This window comes from Pseudomonas sp. 21LCFQ02, from assembly GCF_024129895.2.
Taxonomy (GTDB): Bacteria; Pseudomonadota; Gammaproteobacteria; order Pseudomonadales; family Pseudomonadaceae; genus Aquipseudomonas.
In genome coordinates this window covers 238521-253348 of sequence record NZ_CM178749.1, presented here as the reverse complement: position 1 = coordinate 253348, position 14828 = coordinate 238521, and the positions used below count along the sequence as shown (strand labels likewise).

The following is a 14828-nucleotide window of genomic DNA, read 5'->3' as shown; positions in this document are numbered from 1 at the left end:
GTCATGAACCTCTCGCTTTATCTGGCCACCGTACTGATCTGGGGCACCACCTGGATCGCCTTGAAGCTGCAACTGGGCGAAGTGGCAATTGCCCTGTCGATCGCCTATCGCTTTGCACTGGCCGCGCTGGTGCTGTTCGCCTTTTTGCTGCTCAGCGGCCGCTTGCAACCACTGAACCGTCGCGGACAAGGCATTTGCATGGCTCAAGGTCTTTGTCTGTTCTGCCTGAACTTCCTGTGCTTCTACACGGCCAGCCAGTGGATCCCCAGCGGCCTGATTGCCGTGGTGTTCTCCACCTCCACGCTGTGGAACGCGCTTAATGCACGGCTGTTCTTCGGCCAGCGCATTGCCCGTAATGTGCTGCTGGGCGCGCTGCTGGGCCTCAGTGGTCTGGCGTGTCTGTTCTGGCCTGAGCTGGTCGGGCATACGGCCAGCCGCGAGACCCTGATCGGCCTGGGCCTGGCCTTGCTGGGCACCTTGTGTTTTTCGGCCGGCAACATGCTCTCCAGCCTGCAGCAGAAGGCTGGTTTCAAGCCGCTGACGACCAATGCCTGGGGCATGCTCTATGGCGCGTTGCTGCTGAGCCTGTATTGCCTGGTCAGCGGTGTGCCATTGCACTTCGAATGGAACGTACGCTATGTCGGCTCACTGCTGTATCTGGTCATCCCAGGCTCGGTGGTTGCCTTCACCACTTACCTGACCCTGGTCGGCCGCATGGGCCCGGAGCGCGCGGCCTACTGCACCGTGCTGTTTCCGGTGGTGGCGCTGAATATCTCGGTGTTTGTCGAAGGCTACCAGTGGACCCTGCCGGCGCTGTTCGGGCTGGTGCTGGTGATGGCCGGTAACGTGCTGGTGTTCAGCAAACCGCGCGCCGTGCCGGGCACGGCGGCGGGCAAGCTGGCGTGATCAGCCTTTCCACACCTGCGGATTGACCAGATTCTGCGGCCGTTCACCGAGCAGGGCGCTGCGCAGATTCTGGTAGGCCAGGTCAGCCATGGCCTGGCGGGTCTCGGTGGTGGCCGAGCCAATGTGCGGCAGGGTCACCGCATTGCTGAGCTTGAACAGCGGCGACTCCGACAGCGGCTCCTTCTCGTAGACGTCCAGACCTGCGCCGCGAATAGTGCCGTTGTGCAAGGCTTCGATCAGCGCCGGCTCGTCTACGACCGGTCCACGGGCGATATTCACCAGAATGGCGCTTTTCTTCATCAACCCCAGCTCACGCTTGCCGATCAAGTGATGAGTCTTGTCGCTTAACGGCACCACCAGGCAGACGAAATCAGCCTCGGCCAGCACTTGATCCAGGCTGCGGAACTGCGCGCCCAGCTCTTGCTCCAGTGCGCTTTTGCGGCTGTTGCCGCTGTACAGGATGGGCATGTTGAAACCCAGCCGACCGCGTCGGGCGATGGCTGCGCCGATGTTGCCCATGCCGACGATACCCAAGGTTTTCCCGTACACATCAGTGCCGAAATGCGGCGGCTCGATACTGCGCTTCCAGTTACCGGCCTTGGTGTAGGCATCGAGCTCCGCAACGCGGCGGGCGCTGCTCATGATCAGCGAAAAACCAAGGTCGGCGGTACTTTCGGTCAACACGTCCGGGGTGTTGGTCAGCGCAATACCGCGCTCAGTGAGGTACTCGACATCATAATTGTCGTAACCCACCGAAATGCTCGACACCACTTCCAGACGCTCAGCCGTCGCCAGCTGCTCACGCCCCAGCTTGCGCCCCGAACCGATCAACCCGTGCACCTCGGGCAATGCCTCGTTGAACTGCGCATTGATATCGCCCTTCTTCGGGTCGGGAATAATCACGTTGAAGTCCTGCGCCAGGCGTTCGGCCATCTCCTGATTGACACGGCTGAAGGCGAGTACGGTTTTTTTCATTGTGCGTTCACTCTTGAGCGGATGAATGAGTAGCACGCTAACATTCCCTCGCGCACAGGTCAGCCGTTTTCTTGTCGTACAACCGATGAGTGGCAAAACACATCGAGGACCTCAAGCTGCTGCGACAACCTCAGGGCTTGTGCTGGTGCCGTTGATGTTGCTTTTGCTTTTCGAGCGGAGATGGCACAGATGACGCGAATCGCGACTTGGGTGCTGGCCGAGGGTAGGCGTCGATTTGGGGGAGAAACCGACATGGATGTCGGTTTCAGGTGCGCTGGGCAGGACGCCCATCGCGCCGGCCCCCGAATCGGCGCCGGACAGAGGGAAGTCCGCCCGCAGGGCGGACCCAAACCAGGAGCAAGCAGTTTTCCCCCATTTTGCTGCTTTGTATAGACTGGAGACATGGTGGACACGTGTACGGGGACATGGTTGACACTTTCGGCAAGCACATTTGCCGGAATGTTTCGACCATGCCTTGGAACACGAGAGACGCCATGAGCCTGAAAGAATAGTTCATTACCCTGGCGCGCCAGCCCAGCGCCAACATCAGAGCGCTATGCCGCCAGTACGGCATCAGCCCGCAAACGGGCTACAAGTGGCTCAGACGTTTTGAGCAAGACGGTGACGAGGGCCTGAAGGAGAAGTCCCGCAGACCGGCTGCCAGCCCCACGCAAACGGCCCCCGGGCTTGAGGCGGAAGTCATTGCGCTACGCCAAGCTCACCCGGCATGGGGTGGTCGCAAGATCAGTCACGTGCTAGATCAGCGCATTTCGCCCAGCACCGTCACCAATGTTCTGCATCGGCATGGGTTGATAACACCTGAGGCCAGTGCCGCAGCCACCCCTTGGAAACGCTTCGAACATGAAGCGCCCAACGATCTGTGGCAGATGGATTTCAAAGGATATTTCCAAACAGGTCAGGGTGTTTGTCATCCGTTGACAATGATCGACGATCACTCGCGCTTCAACCTGGTGATTCAAGCTTGCGCGCATCAGCGTGGACCATTGGTTCAAGAGCACATGACGGAGGTATTTAGGCGCTATGGAATACCGTTGCAGATCAATGTCGACAATGGCGCACCCTGGGGAGCGCCTCGCAACCCCGGCGAGCTCACGCCCCTTGGCATCTGGCTTGTGCGACTGGGCATTCACCTTAGTTTCAGCCGCCCCAGGCACCCGCAAACCAACGGTAAGAACGAGCGTTTTCACCGAAGTTTCAAGGCTGAAGTCTTAAATGGTTGCACGTTCCGTAACCTGAATGAGGCCCAGAAGGCGTTTGATCAGTGGCGGGAGATCTACAACCATCGGCGCCCGCATGAAGCTCTGAATTACAAGACGCCCATGCATCGTTATCGCATCAGCCAGAGAGCGTTCCCCAGGCAGCTCGGCGAGTTTGAGTACGGCCCGGAGGATGTTTTGGTGAAGCCCTATGACAGCCAGTTCCGCTTCAAGAAGCGCTCGTTCCGCATCGCCCATGCCCTGTCGGGTCATACTTTGGCGCTGCGGCCGAGCAAGAAAGGGCCCGAGCACTTCGATGTGTTCTTCTGCCATCACAAACTAAGAACGATCGATTTCAACCAGCCCGATAGCAAGCAATAATGTGTCAACCATGTCCCCGCACATGTGTCAGCGATGTCTCCGGTCCGTACATCGGCGCTTTCGTCGGCAACCGGAGCGCCGGCCGGCCACTCCCACCGGATTTGTGTCGTACTCAAGAGGTACTCATCACGCCGCCTCTGTGAAAGCGGCCAGCGCACCGCATAGCCTCAATCCAGCGTATACACCTGCAAATCCGCCTCATCGGCCGCCAGAATCTCCGGCAAGGTGCTGCGCAGATACTCCACCCAGGTCTTGATCTTGGCATCCAGGTACTGCCGCGATGGATACACCGCATACAGATTCAGCTCCTGGAAGCGATAGCGCGGCAACACCCTTACCAGCGTGCCGTCACGCAGGCCGTCGATGGCTGAATAGATCGGCAGAATCCCCACCCCCATGCCGCTGGCAATCGCGGTCTTCATCGCTTCGGCCGAATTGACCAGAAACGGTGAACTCTTCAGCGTGACCATCTCCTGGCCATCCGGGCCGGTAAACGGCCACTTGTCCAGCGGAAACACCGGGCTCACCAGCCGCAGGCAGTCATGCCCCAGCAAGTCTGCGGGCTTATGCGCCATGCCCCGCGCCCTGATGTAAGCAGGTGAGGCACAGACGATGCTGTAAGTGATGCCCAGACGCTGCGATACAAAGCCCGAATCCGGCAATTCACTGGCCAGCACGATCGACACGTCGTAGCCATCTTCCAGCAGATCCGGCACCCGATTGGTCAGGGTCAGGTCAAACGCCACATCCTGATGGTCACTGCGGTAGCGGGCGATGGCGTCGATCACGTAGTGCTGGCCAATACCAGGCATCGAATGCACCTTGAGCAACCCGGCCGGTCGCGCATGGGCGTCACTGGCCTCGGCTTCGGCTTGCTCGACATACGCCAGAATCTGCTCGCAGCGTTGCAGGTAGCGCTTGCCGGCTTCGGTCAACGCGATGCGCCGCGTGGTGCGATTCAGCAGGCGGGTCTGCAGGTGCGCTTCGAGATTGGAGACCGCACGGGAAATATTCGCAGTGGTAGTGTCCAGTTGTGCAGCGGCCGCAGTAAAGCTGCCCGCTTGCGCCACACAACTGAAGGCGCGCATGTTTTGCAGGGTGTCCATGGAACTTCTCGGAAGCAACGTCAATCACGGTTGTAGCAAATTGTGACACGAAGTAACCAGCCTCTGTCCATCCTCCTTTGGCGATTATTTCCGTTTCGGTAACAAAGATTCCCTTTTTACCCTGCTTATCGCTTTCCTGAGCCCGCCCTAGAATCGCCGTCATTCAGACAGTCGCGTTATTTCTCCGGGAATTTGCAGCCTTGCCGCGTTGCCTCATCAGAGCGCTTGAAACGTTCAATGTCCTGGCAGTATCCGTGTTACTCAACGGCTGCATTTCCACCCAAGGCATCCAGCCGCACACCGACCTGCTACCCACCGCCGAACTGGCCATTGACCTGGCCAACCGTGACGCCCACTGGCCGGCGACGCAGTGGTGGCGTGCCTATGGCGACCCGCAGTTAGACACCTGGATCGCACGCGCCAGCCGTGGCAGCCCGAGCCTGCAAGCGGCAACTGCGCGGGTTCGCGAGGCTCAGGCCATGGCCGGTGTTGCCCAGTCACGTGAGGCTGCGCAGCTCACTAGCGGTGGCCGCCTGGCCCGTAGAGGCTGGCCCGAGGATGGCTTTTATGGCCCTGGCAATCTGGCTGACTCCCACACTTGGGACAACAATGCCGGCCTGAACCTGAGCCTGGATCTTGATCTCTGGGGGCGTGAGCGTAACGCCAGCGAGCGGGCACTGGATATCGCGCAGCAACGCGCCGCCGAGCAGCGTCAGGCGCAACTGCAATTGCAGGGCAATGTCATCCACGCCTATATCCAGTTGGCCTTGCAATATGCGCAGCTCGACATTCTTGAGGCGACGCTGGCCCAGCAGGTGCAGATTGCCGAGCTGGCCCGGCAGCGTCTGCAAGCCGGTATCGGCACCCAGCTGGAGGTGAGCCAGGCCGAAGCATCGTTGCCGGAGACTCATCGGCAGATCGACGGCGTGCATGAAGCCATTGAGCTGAGCCGCCACCAACTGGCCGCGCTGGCCGGGCTTGGGCCGGAGCACGCGGCGAGCCTCAAGCGGCCGTTACTGACACTCCACCAGCCGTTGCCATTGCCCACTGCTGTGCCTGCGCAACTTCTGGGTCAGCGCCCCGATGTGGTTGCCAGCCGCTGGCAGGTCGCCGCCCAGGCGCGGGGCATCGCCGTGGCGCAAGCGGGCTTCTATCCCAATGTCGATTTGACTGCCAGCCTCGGCTATATGGCCACCGGTGGCGGCATGCTGGAGTTCTTGACCGCCAGTAAGCTGGCGTACAACGCAGGCCCTGCCATCAGCCTGCCGATCTTCGACGGCGGGCGTCTGCGCGGCGAGTTGGGTCAGGCCAGCGCCGCTTACGACCTGGCGGTGGCGCATTACCGGCAGACCCTGGTCAGCGCCCTGCAAGGCATCGCTGACCAACTGGTGCGGCGTCACTCCCTTGAGCAGCAACAACGTCTGGCTGCCGAGTCAGTGGCCAAGGCCAATGAGCTGTGCGCCCTGGCGCGCCTGGCCTGGCAGCGCGGGCTGGTCGACTACCTGAGTGTGCTGCACAGCCAGACCCGCCTGTGGCGCCTGCAGGGTATTGAGCAACAGGTCGAGGCCGCGCGGTTAAGCGCTTATGCAGACTTGTCGATCGCTTTGGGTGGGGCCCTGCAGGCCGGCCAGGATTCTCCTGCCGAACCGCAGTTAAAGGCCCCGCAGATACCTGCCGGCCTGGCGACAAACCACAACTAGAAATCACCTCTGGACATAGACCTGATGAGCGTTAGCGTGCCCGAAGCTGCCTTGCCCTGGCGCCGGGAATTTGATGTGTGGTTACGCAGCGACGGCGTTACCTGGGTGTATATCGCCAAGGTCTTGCTGGCGGTGTATCTGACTTACTGGCTGGCCTTGCGTCTGGAGTTGCCGCAGCCGCGCATCGCGGTAATCACGGTGGTTCTGGTCATGCAGCCGCAAAGTGGTCAGGTGTTTGCCAAGAGCTTCTATCGGCTGCTCGGCACCCTGGTGGGGTCGGGCATGATGGTGCTGCTCATGGCGCTATTCGGGCAGGACTCAGTGCCGTTTCTCGGTTGCCTGGCCTTGTGGGTGGGGCTGTGTGCGGCGGGGGCTGCGCGCTTTCGCAACTTTCGCGCCTACGCCTTCGTACTGGCCGGCTACACCGCCGCGTTGATCGGCCTGCCGAGCCTGGCGCATCCGGAGGCCGCGTTCATGGCGGCAGTCTGGCGCGTGCTGGAGATTTTTCTCGGCATCATCTGCTCCACTCTGGTCAGCGCTGCGATCCTGCCGCAGAGCGCTGGCGCCGCGCTGCGCAACAGCCTGTTCCAGCGCTTTGGCCGCTTTGCCCGGTTTGCCGTGGACGGATTGCGTGAGGGCCATCCGCCAGACGCCTTCGAGGCCGGCAATCTGCGCTTCGTTGCAGAGGCTATCGGCCTGGAAGGGCTGCGCAGTGTGACCCTGTTCGAAGACCCGTACATGCGGCGGCGCAATGGCCGGATCAACCGCCTTAACAGCGAGTTCATGGCCGTCACCACGCGCTTCAATGCTCTGCATCAGTTGCTGGAGCGCCTGCGCAGCCAGCAACTGACGAGGGTGCTCAAACGCATCGAACCGGGCGTGCTCAGCCTGGCGAGTTTGCTGGAAAGTTGCGCCGACCATGCCCTGACTCTGGAAGCGGCGGCGCGGCTGGTGATTGGCCTGGAATACTGGAAACAAGAGCTGCCGCCACGGGTACGGCAGATGCGCCGCGAACTGGAGGCCGATAGCCCCAGTGAAGCCGAGCGGCTGGACTTTCACACGGCGTTCGAACTGCTGTACCGGCTGGTCTGCGACCTGCACAACTATGCGCAGACCCACGCCTCGCTGGCCGACCACAACCACGTGCGTGAACAGTGGCAAGAACCCTTCGTCAATCGCACTAACGCCATGGCGGCATGGGGCGCCGGGGTTCGCGCCAGCCTGGTGGTCGGCCTGCTCAGTGCCGGGTGGGTGCTGACCGCCTGGCCCAGTGGCGCGACCATGATCGTGGTCGCGGCGGTGACCGTGGCGCTGTCCTCGATGAACGCCAACCCCTGGCGTCTGTCGCTGCAGATCGGCTGCGGTACGGCACTGGCGGCGCTGCTCGGCTTTGTCGAGACCTTTGTGGTCTTTGCGCATATCGACGGTTTCGCGCTGCTATGCATGGTGCTGGCGCCAGTGTTTGTGGTCGGGACCTTTCTGTCCTCACGGGCGCAGTGGAGCGGCTATGGTCTGGGCCTGTTGCTGTTTTTCTGCATGGGTTCACTGCCGGGCAATCTGGCCCATTACGACCCGTCGGCGTTTATCAATGATTACCTCGCCATGCTGGTGGCCATGCTGGTTTGCACAGCGGCCGGTGCAGTGATCCTGCCGCCCAACAGTCGCTGGATGTGGCGCCATCTGGAGGACGACCTGCGCCGCCAGGTGGTGTTTGCCATCAGCGCGCCGCTCGAGCGTCTGGGGTCGAGCTTCGAAAGCCAGACCCGCGACGTGATGCACCAGGCTGACGCCTTGGCCGCTGGTAAGCCGCAGGTGCAGCGCGAGTTGTTGCGCTGGATGTTCGTGGTGCTGGAGATCGGCCACGCGATCATCGAGCTGCGCCGCGAGCAGGCGCTGCTGCCGGTCCATCCCAGCTATGCGCAACATCGCTCGTGGCGGCTGTCGATCCGGGTCATGGGCCGTGCGCTGATCCGTCTGTTCATCCAGCCCGATGCACGCAATCTGGGACGCAGCCTGGCAGCCGTGGACCGGGCGATTGCCAGGGTCAGGCACACCGAAGAGCCGTTTGCCTCGCATTTCGAGACCTCGCCACTGCGCCGGGTCGAGAGTTATCTGCACTTTATTCGCACCTGCCTGCTCGATCCGCAATCGCCGCTGGCGGGGTTCGGTCAGCCACTGCCTGTTGCGGGGGGGCCAGATGCCGCGTGAGATCGCTGTGTTCGACCTGTACATGCCGGGGATGGGCTTGCTGTTTGTGCTGGCCATGCTGTTTGCCTGGCTGTTGGACCGGTTGCTGGCGAGCCTGGACCTGTACCGCCTGTTCTGGCACCCGGCGTTGTTGCGCCTGAGCCTGTTTGTCTGTGTGTTCGGCGCTCTGGCGCTGGGCCTCTATCATTGATGCCTGGTGAGAGAACCTGGGATGAAAAAGCTGTTCGGTGTCGCCGCTACCTTGTTGATCCTGGCCGTGGCGATTGCGCTGGGGCGTGCGGTGTGGGTGCATTACATGCAGACCCCCTGGACCCGCGATGGCCGGGTGCGGGCCGACATCATCAATGTGGCGCCGGAGGTCTCCGGGCGAGTAGTTGATGTTGCGGTGCGCGATAACCAAACAGTGAAAAAGGGCGACCTGCTGCTGCAGATCGACCCCGATTATTACCAACTGGCGGTCAAGCAGGCCCGCGCCGAAGTGGCTGCGCGCAAGGCCGCCTGGCAGATGCGCGCCAGCAATGCCAAGCGCCGCGCCGACATGGATACACGGGTGATCTCTGCCGAAAACCGCGATGATACAGGGCATCTGGCCTTGAGCGCCGAAGCCGATTACCGGCAGGCCCAGGCCCGTCTGGAAATCGCCGAGCTGAACCTGCAACGCACCCAGGTGCGCGCTTCAGTGGACGGTTACATCACCAACCTCAACGTGCATCGCGGCGACTATGCCCATGCCGGCGAGGCCAAGCTGGCGCTGATCGACCGGCATTCGTTCTGGGTTTACGGCTACTTCGAAGAAACCAAACTGCCCCATGTGCAGGTCGGCGATATGGCAGAACTGGAGATGATGAGCGGCGAGCGCCTGACCGGCCGGGTCGACAGCATCGCCCGCGGCATCTACGACCGCGACAACCCGCAAAGCCGTGAGCTGCTGGCCGATGTCAACCCGACCTTCAACTGGGTACGCCTGGCCCAGCGGGTGCCGGTACGCATCCGGCTTGATCCGTGGCCGGAGGATTTTGTGCTGGCGGCGGGGATGACGTGTACGGTGATTCTCAAGGCGGGGCCGTAATGCACGTATCGGCGTTGAATGCTGTTCGCCAGCAGAGCCTCCCACAGAGTTTGTGTGTAACGCGATTAGCAAGCACGACTCTCATCCGGTGGGAGTCGGCTTGCCCACGAAGCTGTTCGAAGCAATGACTGTCGCCCCCGTCACGTGCTACAACCGCTGATCCAATCCAAAACGCTTCTTCAAGGCAAACCCAAGCAAGCTGCCAGGCAGTAGCCAGGCCATCAGCGGCATGACTTTCGAGCCATTTCCAAGCCGTAACAGGCGCGGCGGGCGAGGGCGTTGCAGGGCGGCGACCACGCCACGGGCGAAGTCTTCAGCGGGTGTCGGCTTGTCCTGAGAGGCGCGTGCACGTGCGCGGATGCCTTCGCGGATCGGCCACCAGGGCGACTGTTCATCAAGTAACTGCTCGGCCTCATGGCTGGCGTTTTTCGCAAAGCTTGAAGCAATCGCGCCCGGTTGTACTTCCATCACCTGAATACCGAACGGCGCCAGCTCCAGACGCAACGCTTCGCTAAGCGCATGCACCGCCGCCTTGGAAGCGCAATAGGCACCGGCGAACGGCGTCACCAGCACACCCGAGACACTGCCGATATTCACCACCAGGCCGCGATTGCGCCGCAATGCCGGGAATAGTGCACGGGTCACCCCGACCACCGCAAAGACATTGGTTTCAAACTGACGCTGCATCGCTTCGACACCGCCATCGAGCAACGGCCCCATCGCACCGTAACCGGCGTTATTGATCAGCACATCCAGCCCATGGGTTTCCAGCCGTGCAGCCAATTGCGCCAGCCCGGTGGCATCGTTGACGTCCAGTTGCACAGCAGTGAAACCCGCAGCGGCCAGCGCCGCGACATCTTCAGCCTTGCGCGCCGTGGCCCAAACCTCATGACCGGCGGCATGCAACGCATCAGCCAACGCACGGCCAATGCCGCTGGAACAACCGGTGATCAGAGTAATGGGCATATAGAGTCCTTATAAAATACTGCTTTTAATGTCTGCCGTTGCCGTTGCCGTTGCCGTTGCCGATCTGCTCTTGCTTTTCAAACCGAGATGGCACAGACGACGCGAATCGCGACTTGGGCGCTGGCCCCCCGAATCGATGCCGGACGGAGGGAAGTTCGCCCGCAGGGCGGACCCAAGCCAGGAGCAAGCGTCGGGGTGAAACCCTCAGTTCAGACAACTGCGGCAACGATCCTTGCACCGACATCAAGCTGTTCGCGGCCTTCGCGGCTAAAGCCGCTCCTACCTGGCCCACTCAAATTAGTTGGAAAAACTCCCCTGCAAATGCTCGGCCCGAAACTCCAGGCTCTGCGCCCGATAGCCACTGCGCAATGCCGGCAATGGCAAGCACTCCTGCCACGAAGCGCCAGCCTGCAACTCACCCGGCCCACGATAACGCGCCGAATTGTAGGTGTTATCCACCAGGTTCACCGTGTCGCCCGGCACATAAGCCGCCACTCGCCAGCGCAACTCACGCAGCGGCGTCTTGTTGGTATTGGTGATGCTCACCTGCAACGGCCGGTCGGCCGGGCAGCTTTGTGCCAGATTCAAACGCAGGTCGAGGCGCTCCAACTGGCGGGTTTCCCGGCTGTCTTGCCAGATGACCGTGGCAGCCACGATACCCAGCGCCATGGCGGCCACCAGCGACACCGGCAAAGCCTTGGCCGGATAGCGCAATAGCAAGATGAGCCAGGTCAGGATCAATAAGATGCCGATCAGCATGGAAGAGTGTCCTCGCACGTGATGATGCGGGTCATCCTACCACCGGCATAACGACAACGCCCTGCACAAAGGCAGGGCGTTATCAGATGCTGCAGGTGTTGCGGTGCTGAATCAGCGCGCGATGGTCTGGGTCTTGACCCCCGACTCGATGGAGTCGGTGCGCCCGTAGACATCCTCGAAGCGCTCGATATCGTCCTCACCCAGGTAGCTGCCCGATTGCACCTCGATGATTTCCAGCGGGATCTTGCCGGGGTTTTTCAGGCGGTGCACCGAAGCGATCGGGATGTAGGTCGACTGGTTTTCGGTCAGCAGGAACACGTTCTCGTCGCAGGTCACCTGGGCGGTGCCCGAGACCACGATCCAGTGCTCGGCGCGGTGGTGGTGCATCTGCAGCGACAGGCTGGCACCCGGCTTGACCGAGATACGCTTGACCTGGAAGCGCCCGCCCATGTCCACCGAGTCGTAGGAGCCCCATGGACGATAGACTTCCAGATGGTTCTGGGTTTCGCTGCGGCCACGCTCGTTGAGGGTGTTGACCATCTGCTTGACGCCCTGGACCTTGTCTTTGTGGGCGATCATCATCGCGTCTTTGGTTTCCACCACCACGATGTTGTCCAGGCCGATCACCGACACCAGCTTGCCGTTGCCATGGATCATGCAGTTGCGGCTGTCTTGCAGAACCACATCACCCTTGGTGACGTTGCCCTGGTTGTCCTTCTCGTGCACCTCCCACAGCGACGACCAGCAACCCACATCGCTCCAGCCGGCACTCAGCGGCACCACACAGGCACGCTGGGTCTTTTCCATGACCGCGTAGTCGATGGAGTTGTCCGGGCAGCAGGCGAAGGTGGCTTCGTCAATGTCGATGCTGCCGGCGTCCTGCTTGCTGCGCTCAAGGGTCAGCACGCAGGTGTCGTAGATGTCCGGATCATGCTTTTTAAGCTCTTCGAGGTAGCGGCTGGCGCGGAACAGGAACATGCCGCTGTTCCAGTAGTAGCCACCGGCTTCGACGAACTCTTTGGCGCGTTTTTCGTCGGGTTTCTCGACGAAGCTCTGTACCCGGCGCACGCCTTCGGGCAGCAGTGAGTCGCCAGTGGAACGGATGTAGCCGTAGCCGGTTTCCGGTTTGGTCGCCGGCACGCCGAACAGCACCATCTCGCCACGTTCGGCGGCAATGGTAGCCAGCGCCAGGGCGCGTTGCAGGGCTTTCTGATCTTCGATCACGTGGTCGGCCGGCAGCACCAGCATCAGGTCGTCGTTGCCTTCATTGACCATCAGCATGGCGGTCAGCGCCACGGCCGGTGCCGTGTTGCGGCCGAACGGCTCCATGATGATCGCCTGGGTGTCGAGGTTCAGTGCGGCGAGTTGCTCGTTGACGATAAAGCGGTGTTCCTTGTTGCACACGACGATGGGTTCTTCCATACCCTCAAACACCAGGCGCTCCAGAGTCTGCTGGAACAGCGTGTGTTCGCCGGTCAATGCCAGGAACTGCTTGGGAAATTGCTTGCGCGACAGTGGCCAGAGTCGAGAACCGCTACCGCCTGACAGGATTACTGGAATCATTTTTCTGCATCTCCGAAGTATTCAATAGGGGCTGTACGGGTACTGCCATTCTTGCGTCTTGTTGTTGTTCCAGAGCCCCGGCAAGAGCCGGGGCAGCAATCGGGTTAGCGAGTTTCAACCGGTGGCTTGACCCACACCGGCGACAGGCTGCTGCCACTGCCGGTGACGTACAGCACCGCTGCCTCACCGCGCTCCAGGGCCACCGGTTTGACGTCAGAGACTTTTTTGTCGCCGTTGTACAGCGCCAGGCTGACCTTCACCGGGTTGATTTCACGCTCGCCAGTGCCCTTGGCCGCGACGCTCTTGACCACGTCGGTCTTGCCGTCGGCGGTTTTCAGGGTCAGTGGCTGGTCGCTGAGGTTTTGCAGGCGCACCAGAGACTTCTGCTTGTTCTTGAACGGCGCTTCCTCGACCAGTTGCGGTTTGCCGTTGGCGTGATTGACCAGGGTGTAGTAATGATCGCTGGCCAGCTTCACCGGGACGCTCTGGCTGCCGAGTTTGGCGGTGTAGTCGCCGCCTGGCATGAAGCTGAATGCAGTGCTGCCCAGCGGCGCGACGTCATTGAGCGCCGTGTTGCCGACGCTGGCGCTGACTTCGCTGTTGCTGGCGTTATAGACCCGCACGAAGGTCGAGCCTTTCGGGGCGGTCGGGCCGTACAGGGCGGCGTCACCGGCGGCCTGCACCGGCAGTGCGGCGATGCCCAGTCCCAGGCTCAGGCTCATGGCCAGCGCGCAGCGCTTGATCAGGGTGGTGTTGGCCGAACGATTGGCAGTGGTCTTCAAGGTCATAAGGGCAGTCCTCTCAGTTTTGCGCCCGCTCGGGCGACTCGGATGGTTGGGTGTTCTGTGCCAGGTTGTCCTGGCTGGCTTGCGGCTTTTTCAGTTGGGCGATCCAGTTGGCATCGAATTCACCCAGGTCGTTGTGTACCGGCAGGTAGCGCTCGGGGAATTCCCAGATCACCACTTGTGGTGCGTTGTTTTTGAATTCTTCGGTCTGCAGGTACTTGAGCATCGGCAGCACCGGGCCGTGACCGTCTTCGGCGTAGTTGACGACATCACTGCGCAGCGCCTGCTTGAGTGCCCCCAGGAAGTTCCAGTTCGGGTTGGCGCTGTAGCTGGTGCCGACCAGGCCCACCGGGATTTCGCTGTCGGCGAACAGCGCCTCGTCACCTTCACTGGCACCGCCGACTGCTTCGGTGTTGCGCTTTTGCAGGGCATCGGGTTTGGGCAGCAGGTTGCTGAACAGCGGATCGAGCGGCAGGAAGTTGGTCAGGTCGCCCTTGTACTCGGCAGTGCCTTGCTCAGCGGTGACGAAGGTCTGCTCACCATTGAGTTGCACCTGGCGGTCAATGGCCATGCCCAGTTGCTGCGCGGCGACTTCGGCACCCAGCGGGGTCCAGTGGGTGTCGGTGCGCAGGAATACTTGGCCACGCTGCTTGGCGTCCTTGAGCGGTTGCAGCAGGTCAGGGGCAAGAATGCCGGCCTGGGCGACCTGTTGATGGAAGCGCTGGTACAGATCGGCATGCAGGCGCGCCGGGGTGTGTTCACCGATGTGCTCCGGGTACAGACGGGTCTTGGCCGGAATGATCGCCAGCACCAGCTTCACGTCCTGTTTGTTCAGGGTGTCTTGCACACCGCGAACCAGTGCCAGGTTGTCGGCCAGGTTCTTTTCGCCGCCGGCGATGGCGTCAAACTCTTCATCGGTGAACAGCCACTGGTCCTCACCCAGGACTACACCTGGGCGGCCCTCGTTGAACAGCTTGTAGTCCAGCGCCGCCCACAAGTTGGTGCTCAGGCGCTTGATCGGAAACTCATCGTCGTAATGAGTTTCCACCGCCTTGGTCCAGCGTCCGTTGAGTACCGTCTGCTGTGGGGTCTTGGTGAAGCTGGCGAAACTGCCCAGCGACCAGAGCCCCAGCACGATCAGCAGGCTCATGAATACCGCGATGTAGAGGATGCGTAATGAACGGGTCATGTCA

The 14828-nt window shown here is 61.4% G+C and carries 13 protein-coding genes; 6 read left to right on the top strand and 7 right to left on the bottom strand.

The window, feature by feature from the left end; all coding sequences use genetic code 11:
- Positions 1-3: 3 nt before the first annotated feature.
- Positions 4-906 carry a DMT family transporter gene (locus NJC40_RS01165; protein ID WP_253111772.1) on the top strand — a complete coding sequence of 301 codons (903 nt, stop codon included), beginning with the start codon at positions 4-6 and terminating at the stop codon, positions 904-906.
- On the opposite strand, the gene NJC40_RS01160 is transcribed toward NJC40_RS01165, so the two are convergent.
- Complete coding sequence (locus NJC40_RS01160) at positions 907-1881, bottom strand: 2-hydroxyacid dehydrogenase (protein ID WP_253140542.1); 975 nt, start codon at positions 1879-1881, stop codon at positions 907-909. It lies immediately after the preceding gene.
- A 515-nt stretch (positions 1882-2396) separates the two neighbouring features.
- Here NJC40_RS01160 and NJC40_RS01155 point away from each other — a divergent pair.
- Positions 2397-3479 (top strand): IS481 family transposase, encoded by a 1083-nt coding sequence (locus NJC40_RS01155; RefSeq protein ID WP_253140671.1) that lies wholly within the window; start codon positions 2397-2399, stop codon positions 3477-3479.
- Positions 3480-3646: 167 nt separating this feature from the next.
- Here NJC40_RS01155 and NJC40_RS01150 read toward each other — a convergent pair whose 3' ends face one another.
- Positions 3647-4585 carry a LysR family transcriptional regulator gene (locus NJC40_RS01150; RefSeq protein ID WP_045482997.1) on the bottom strand — a complete coding sequence of 313 codons (939 nt, stop codon included), beginning with the start codon at positions 4583-4585 and terminating at the stop codon, positions 3647-3649.
- Between the two features lie 200 nt (positions 4586-4785).
- On the opposite strand from NJC40_RS01150, the gene NJC40_RS01145 reads away from it, so the two are divergent.
- Genes NJC40_RS01145 through NJC40_RS01130 form a run of 4 tightly spaced genes read left to right on the top strand, consistent with a single transcriptional unit; the run spans position 4786 to position 9562 of the window.
- The gene (locus tag NJC40_RS01145) at positions 4786-6285 is read left to right on the top strand and encodes an efflux transporter outer membrane subunit (RefSeq protein ID WP_253140541.1); all 1500 of its coding nucleotides are present in this window, start codon (positions 4786-4788) and stop codon (positions 6283-6285) included.
- Positions 6286-6309: 24 nt separating this feature from the next.
- Positions 6310-8493 carry an FUSC family protein gene (locus tag NJC40_RS01140; RefSeq protein WP_253140540.1) on the top strand — a complete coding sequence of 728 codons (2184 nt, stop codon included), beginning with the start codon at positions 6310-6312 and terminating at the stop codon, positions 8491-8493.
- Positions 8483-8683 carry a DUF1656 domain-containing protein gene (locus tag NJC40_RS01135; RefSeq protein WP_253140539.1) on the top strand — a complete coding sequence of 67 codons (201 nt, stop codon included), beginning with the start codon at positions 8483-8485 and terminating at the stop codon, positions 8681-8683. The genes NJC40_RS01140 and NJC40_RS01135 overlap by 11 nt, the downstream gene beginning before the upstream one ends.
- A 21-nt stretch (positions 8684-8704) precedes the next feature.
- Entirely contained in the window at positions 8705-9562 is an 858-nt protein-coding gene (locus NJC40_RS01130) for an efflux RND transporter periplasmic adaptor subunit (protein ID WP_045482989.1), read from the top strand.
- Positions 9563-9709: 147 nt separating this feature from the next.
- Here NJC40_RS01130 and NJC40_RS01125 read toward each other — a convergent pair whose 3' ends face one another.
- From NJC40_RS01125 to NJC40_RS01105, 5 genes are all read right to left on the bottom strand, one after another.
- Positions 9710-10528, bottom strand: coding sequence for an SDR family oxidoreductase (locus tag NJC40_RS01125; protein WP_253140538.1), 819 nt, complete (start codon positions 10526-10528; stop codon positions 9710-9712).
- Positions 10529-10825: 297 nt separating this feature from the next.
- A complete protein-coding gene (locus NJC40_RS01120; protein ID WP_253140537.1) occupies positions 10826-11287 on the bottom strand; it encodes a multidrug transporter in 462 nt (153 codons plus the stop codon).
- A 111-nt stretch (positions 11288-11398) separates the two neighbouring features.
- The gene (locus NJC40_RS01115) at positions 11399-12850 is read right to left on the bottom strand and encodes a mannose-1-phosphate guanylyltransferase/mannose-6-phosphate isomerase (protein ID WP_045482980.1); all 1452 of its coding nucleotides are present in this window, start codon (positions 12848-12850) and stop codon (positions 11399-11401) included.
- A gap of 104 nt (positions 12851-12954) precedes the next feature.
- A complete protein-coding gene (locus NJC40_RS01110) occupies positions 12955-13638 on the bottom strand; it encodes an alginate O-acetyltransferase AlgF (protein ID WP_045482977.1) in 684 nt (227 codons plus the stop codon).
- A 13-nt stretch (positions 13639-13651) separates the two neighbouring features.
- A complete protein-coding gene (locus NJC40_RS01105) occupies positions 13652-14824 on the bottom strand; it encodes an alginate O-acetyltransferase (protein ID WP_045482974.1) in 1173 nt (390 codons plus the stop codon).
- Between the last annotated feature and the right edge of the window lie 4 nt (positions 14825-14828).

Bases quoted from the DNA above. Each gene is read 5' to 3' on its own strand.
- NJC40_RS01165 (WP_253111772.1), top strand. From the start codon at position 4: ATGAACCTCTCGCTTTATCTGGCCACCGTACTGATCTGGGGCACCACC.
- NJC40_RS01160 (WP_253140542.1), bottom strand. From the start codon at position 1,881: ATGAAAAAAACCGTACTCGCCTTCAGCCGTGTCAATCAGGAGATGGCC.
- NJC40_RS01150 (WP_045482997.1), bottom strand. From the start codon at position 4,585: ATGGACACCCTGCAAAACATGCGCGCCTTCAGTTGTGTGGCGCAAGCG.
- NJC40_RS01140 (WP_253140540.1), top strand. From the start codon at position 6,310: ATGAGCGTTAGCGTGCCCGAAGCTGCCTTGCCCTGGCGCCGGGAATTT.
- NJC40_RS01135 (WP_253140539.1), top strand. From the start codon at position 8,483: ATGCCGCGTGAGATCGCTGTGTTCGACCTGTACATGCCGGGGATGGGC.
- NJC40_RS01130 (WP_045482989.1), top strand. From the start codon at position 8,705: ATGAAAAAGCTGTTCGGTGTCGCCGCTACCTTGTTGATCCTGGCCGTG.
- NJC40_RS01125 (WP_253140538.1), bottom strand. From the start codon at position 10,528: ATGCCCATTACTCTGATCACCGGTTGTTCCAGCGGCATTGGCCGTGCG.
- NJC40_RS01120 (WP_253140537.1), bottom strand. From the start codon at position 11,287: ATGCTGATCGGCATCTTATTGATCCTGACCTGGCTCATCTTGCTATTG.
- NJC40_RS01115 (WP_045482980.1), bottom strand. From the start codon at position 12,850: ATGATTCCAGTAATCCTGTCAGGCGGTAGCGGTTCTCGACTCTGGCCA.
- NJC40_RS01110 (WP_045482977.1), bottom strand. From the start codon at position 13,638: ATGACCTTGAAGACCACTGCCAATCGTTCGGCCAACACCACCCTGATC.
- NJC40_RS01105 (WP_045482974.1), bottom strand. From the start codon at position 14,824: ATGACCCGTTCATTACGCATCCTCTACATCGCGGTATTCATGAGCCTG.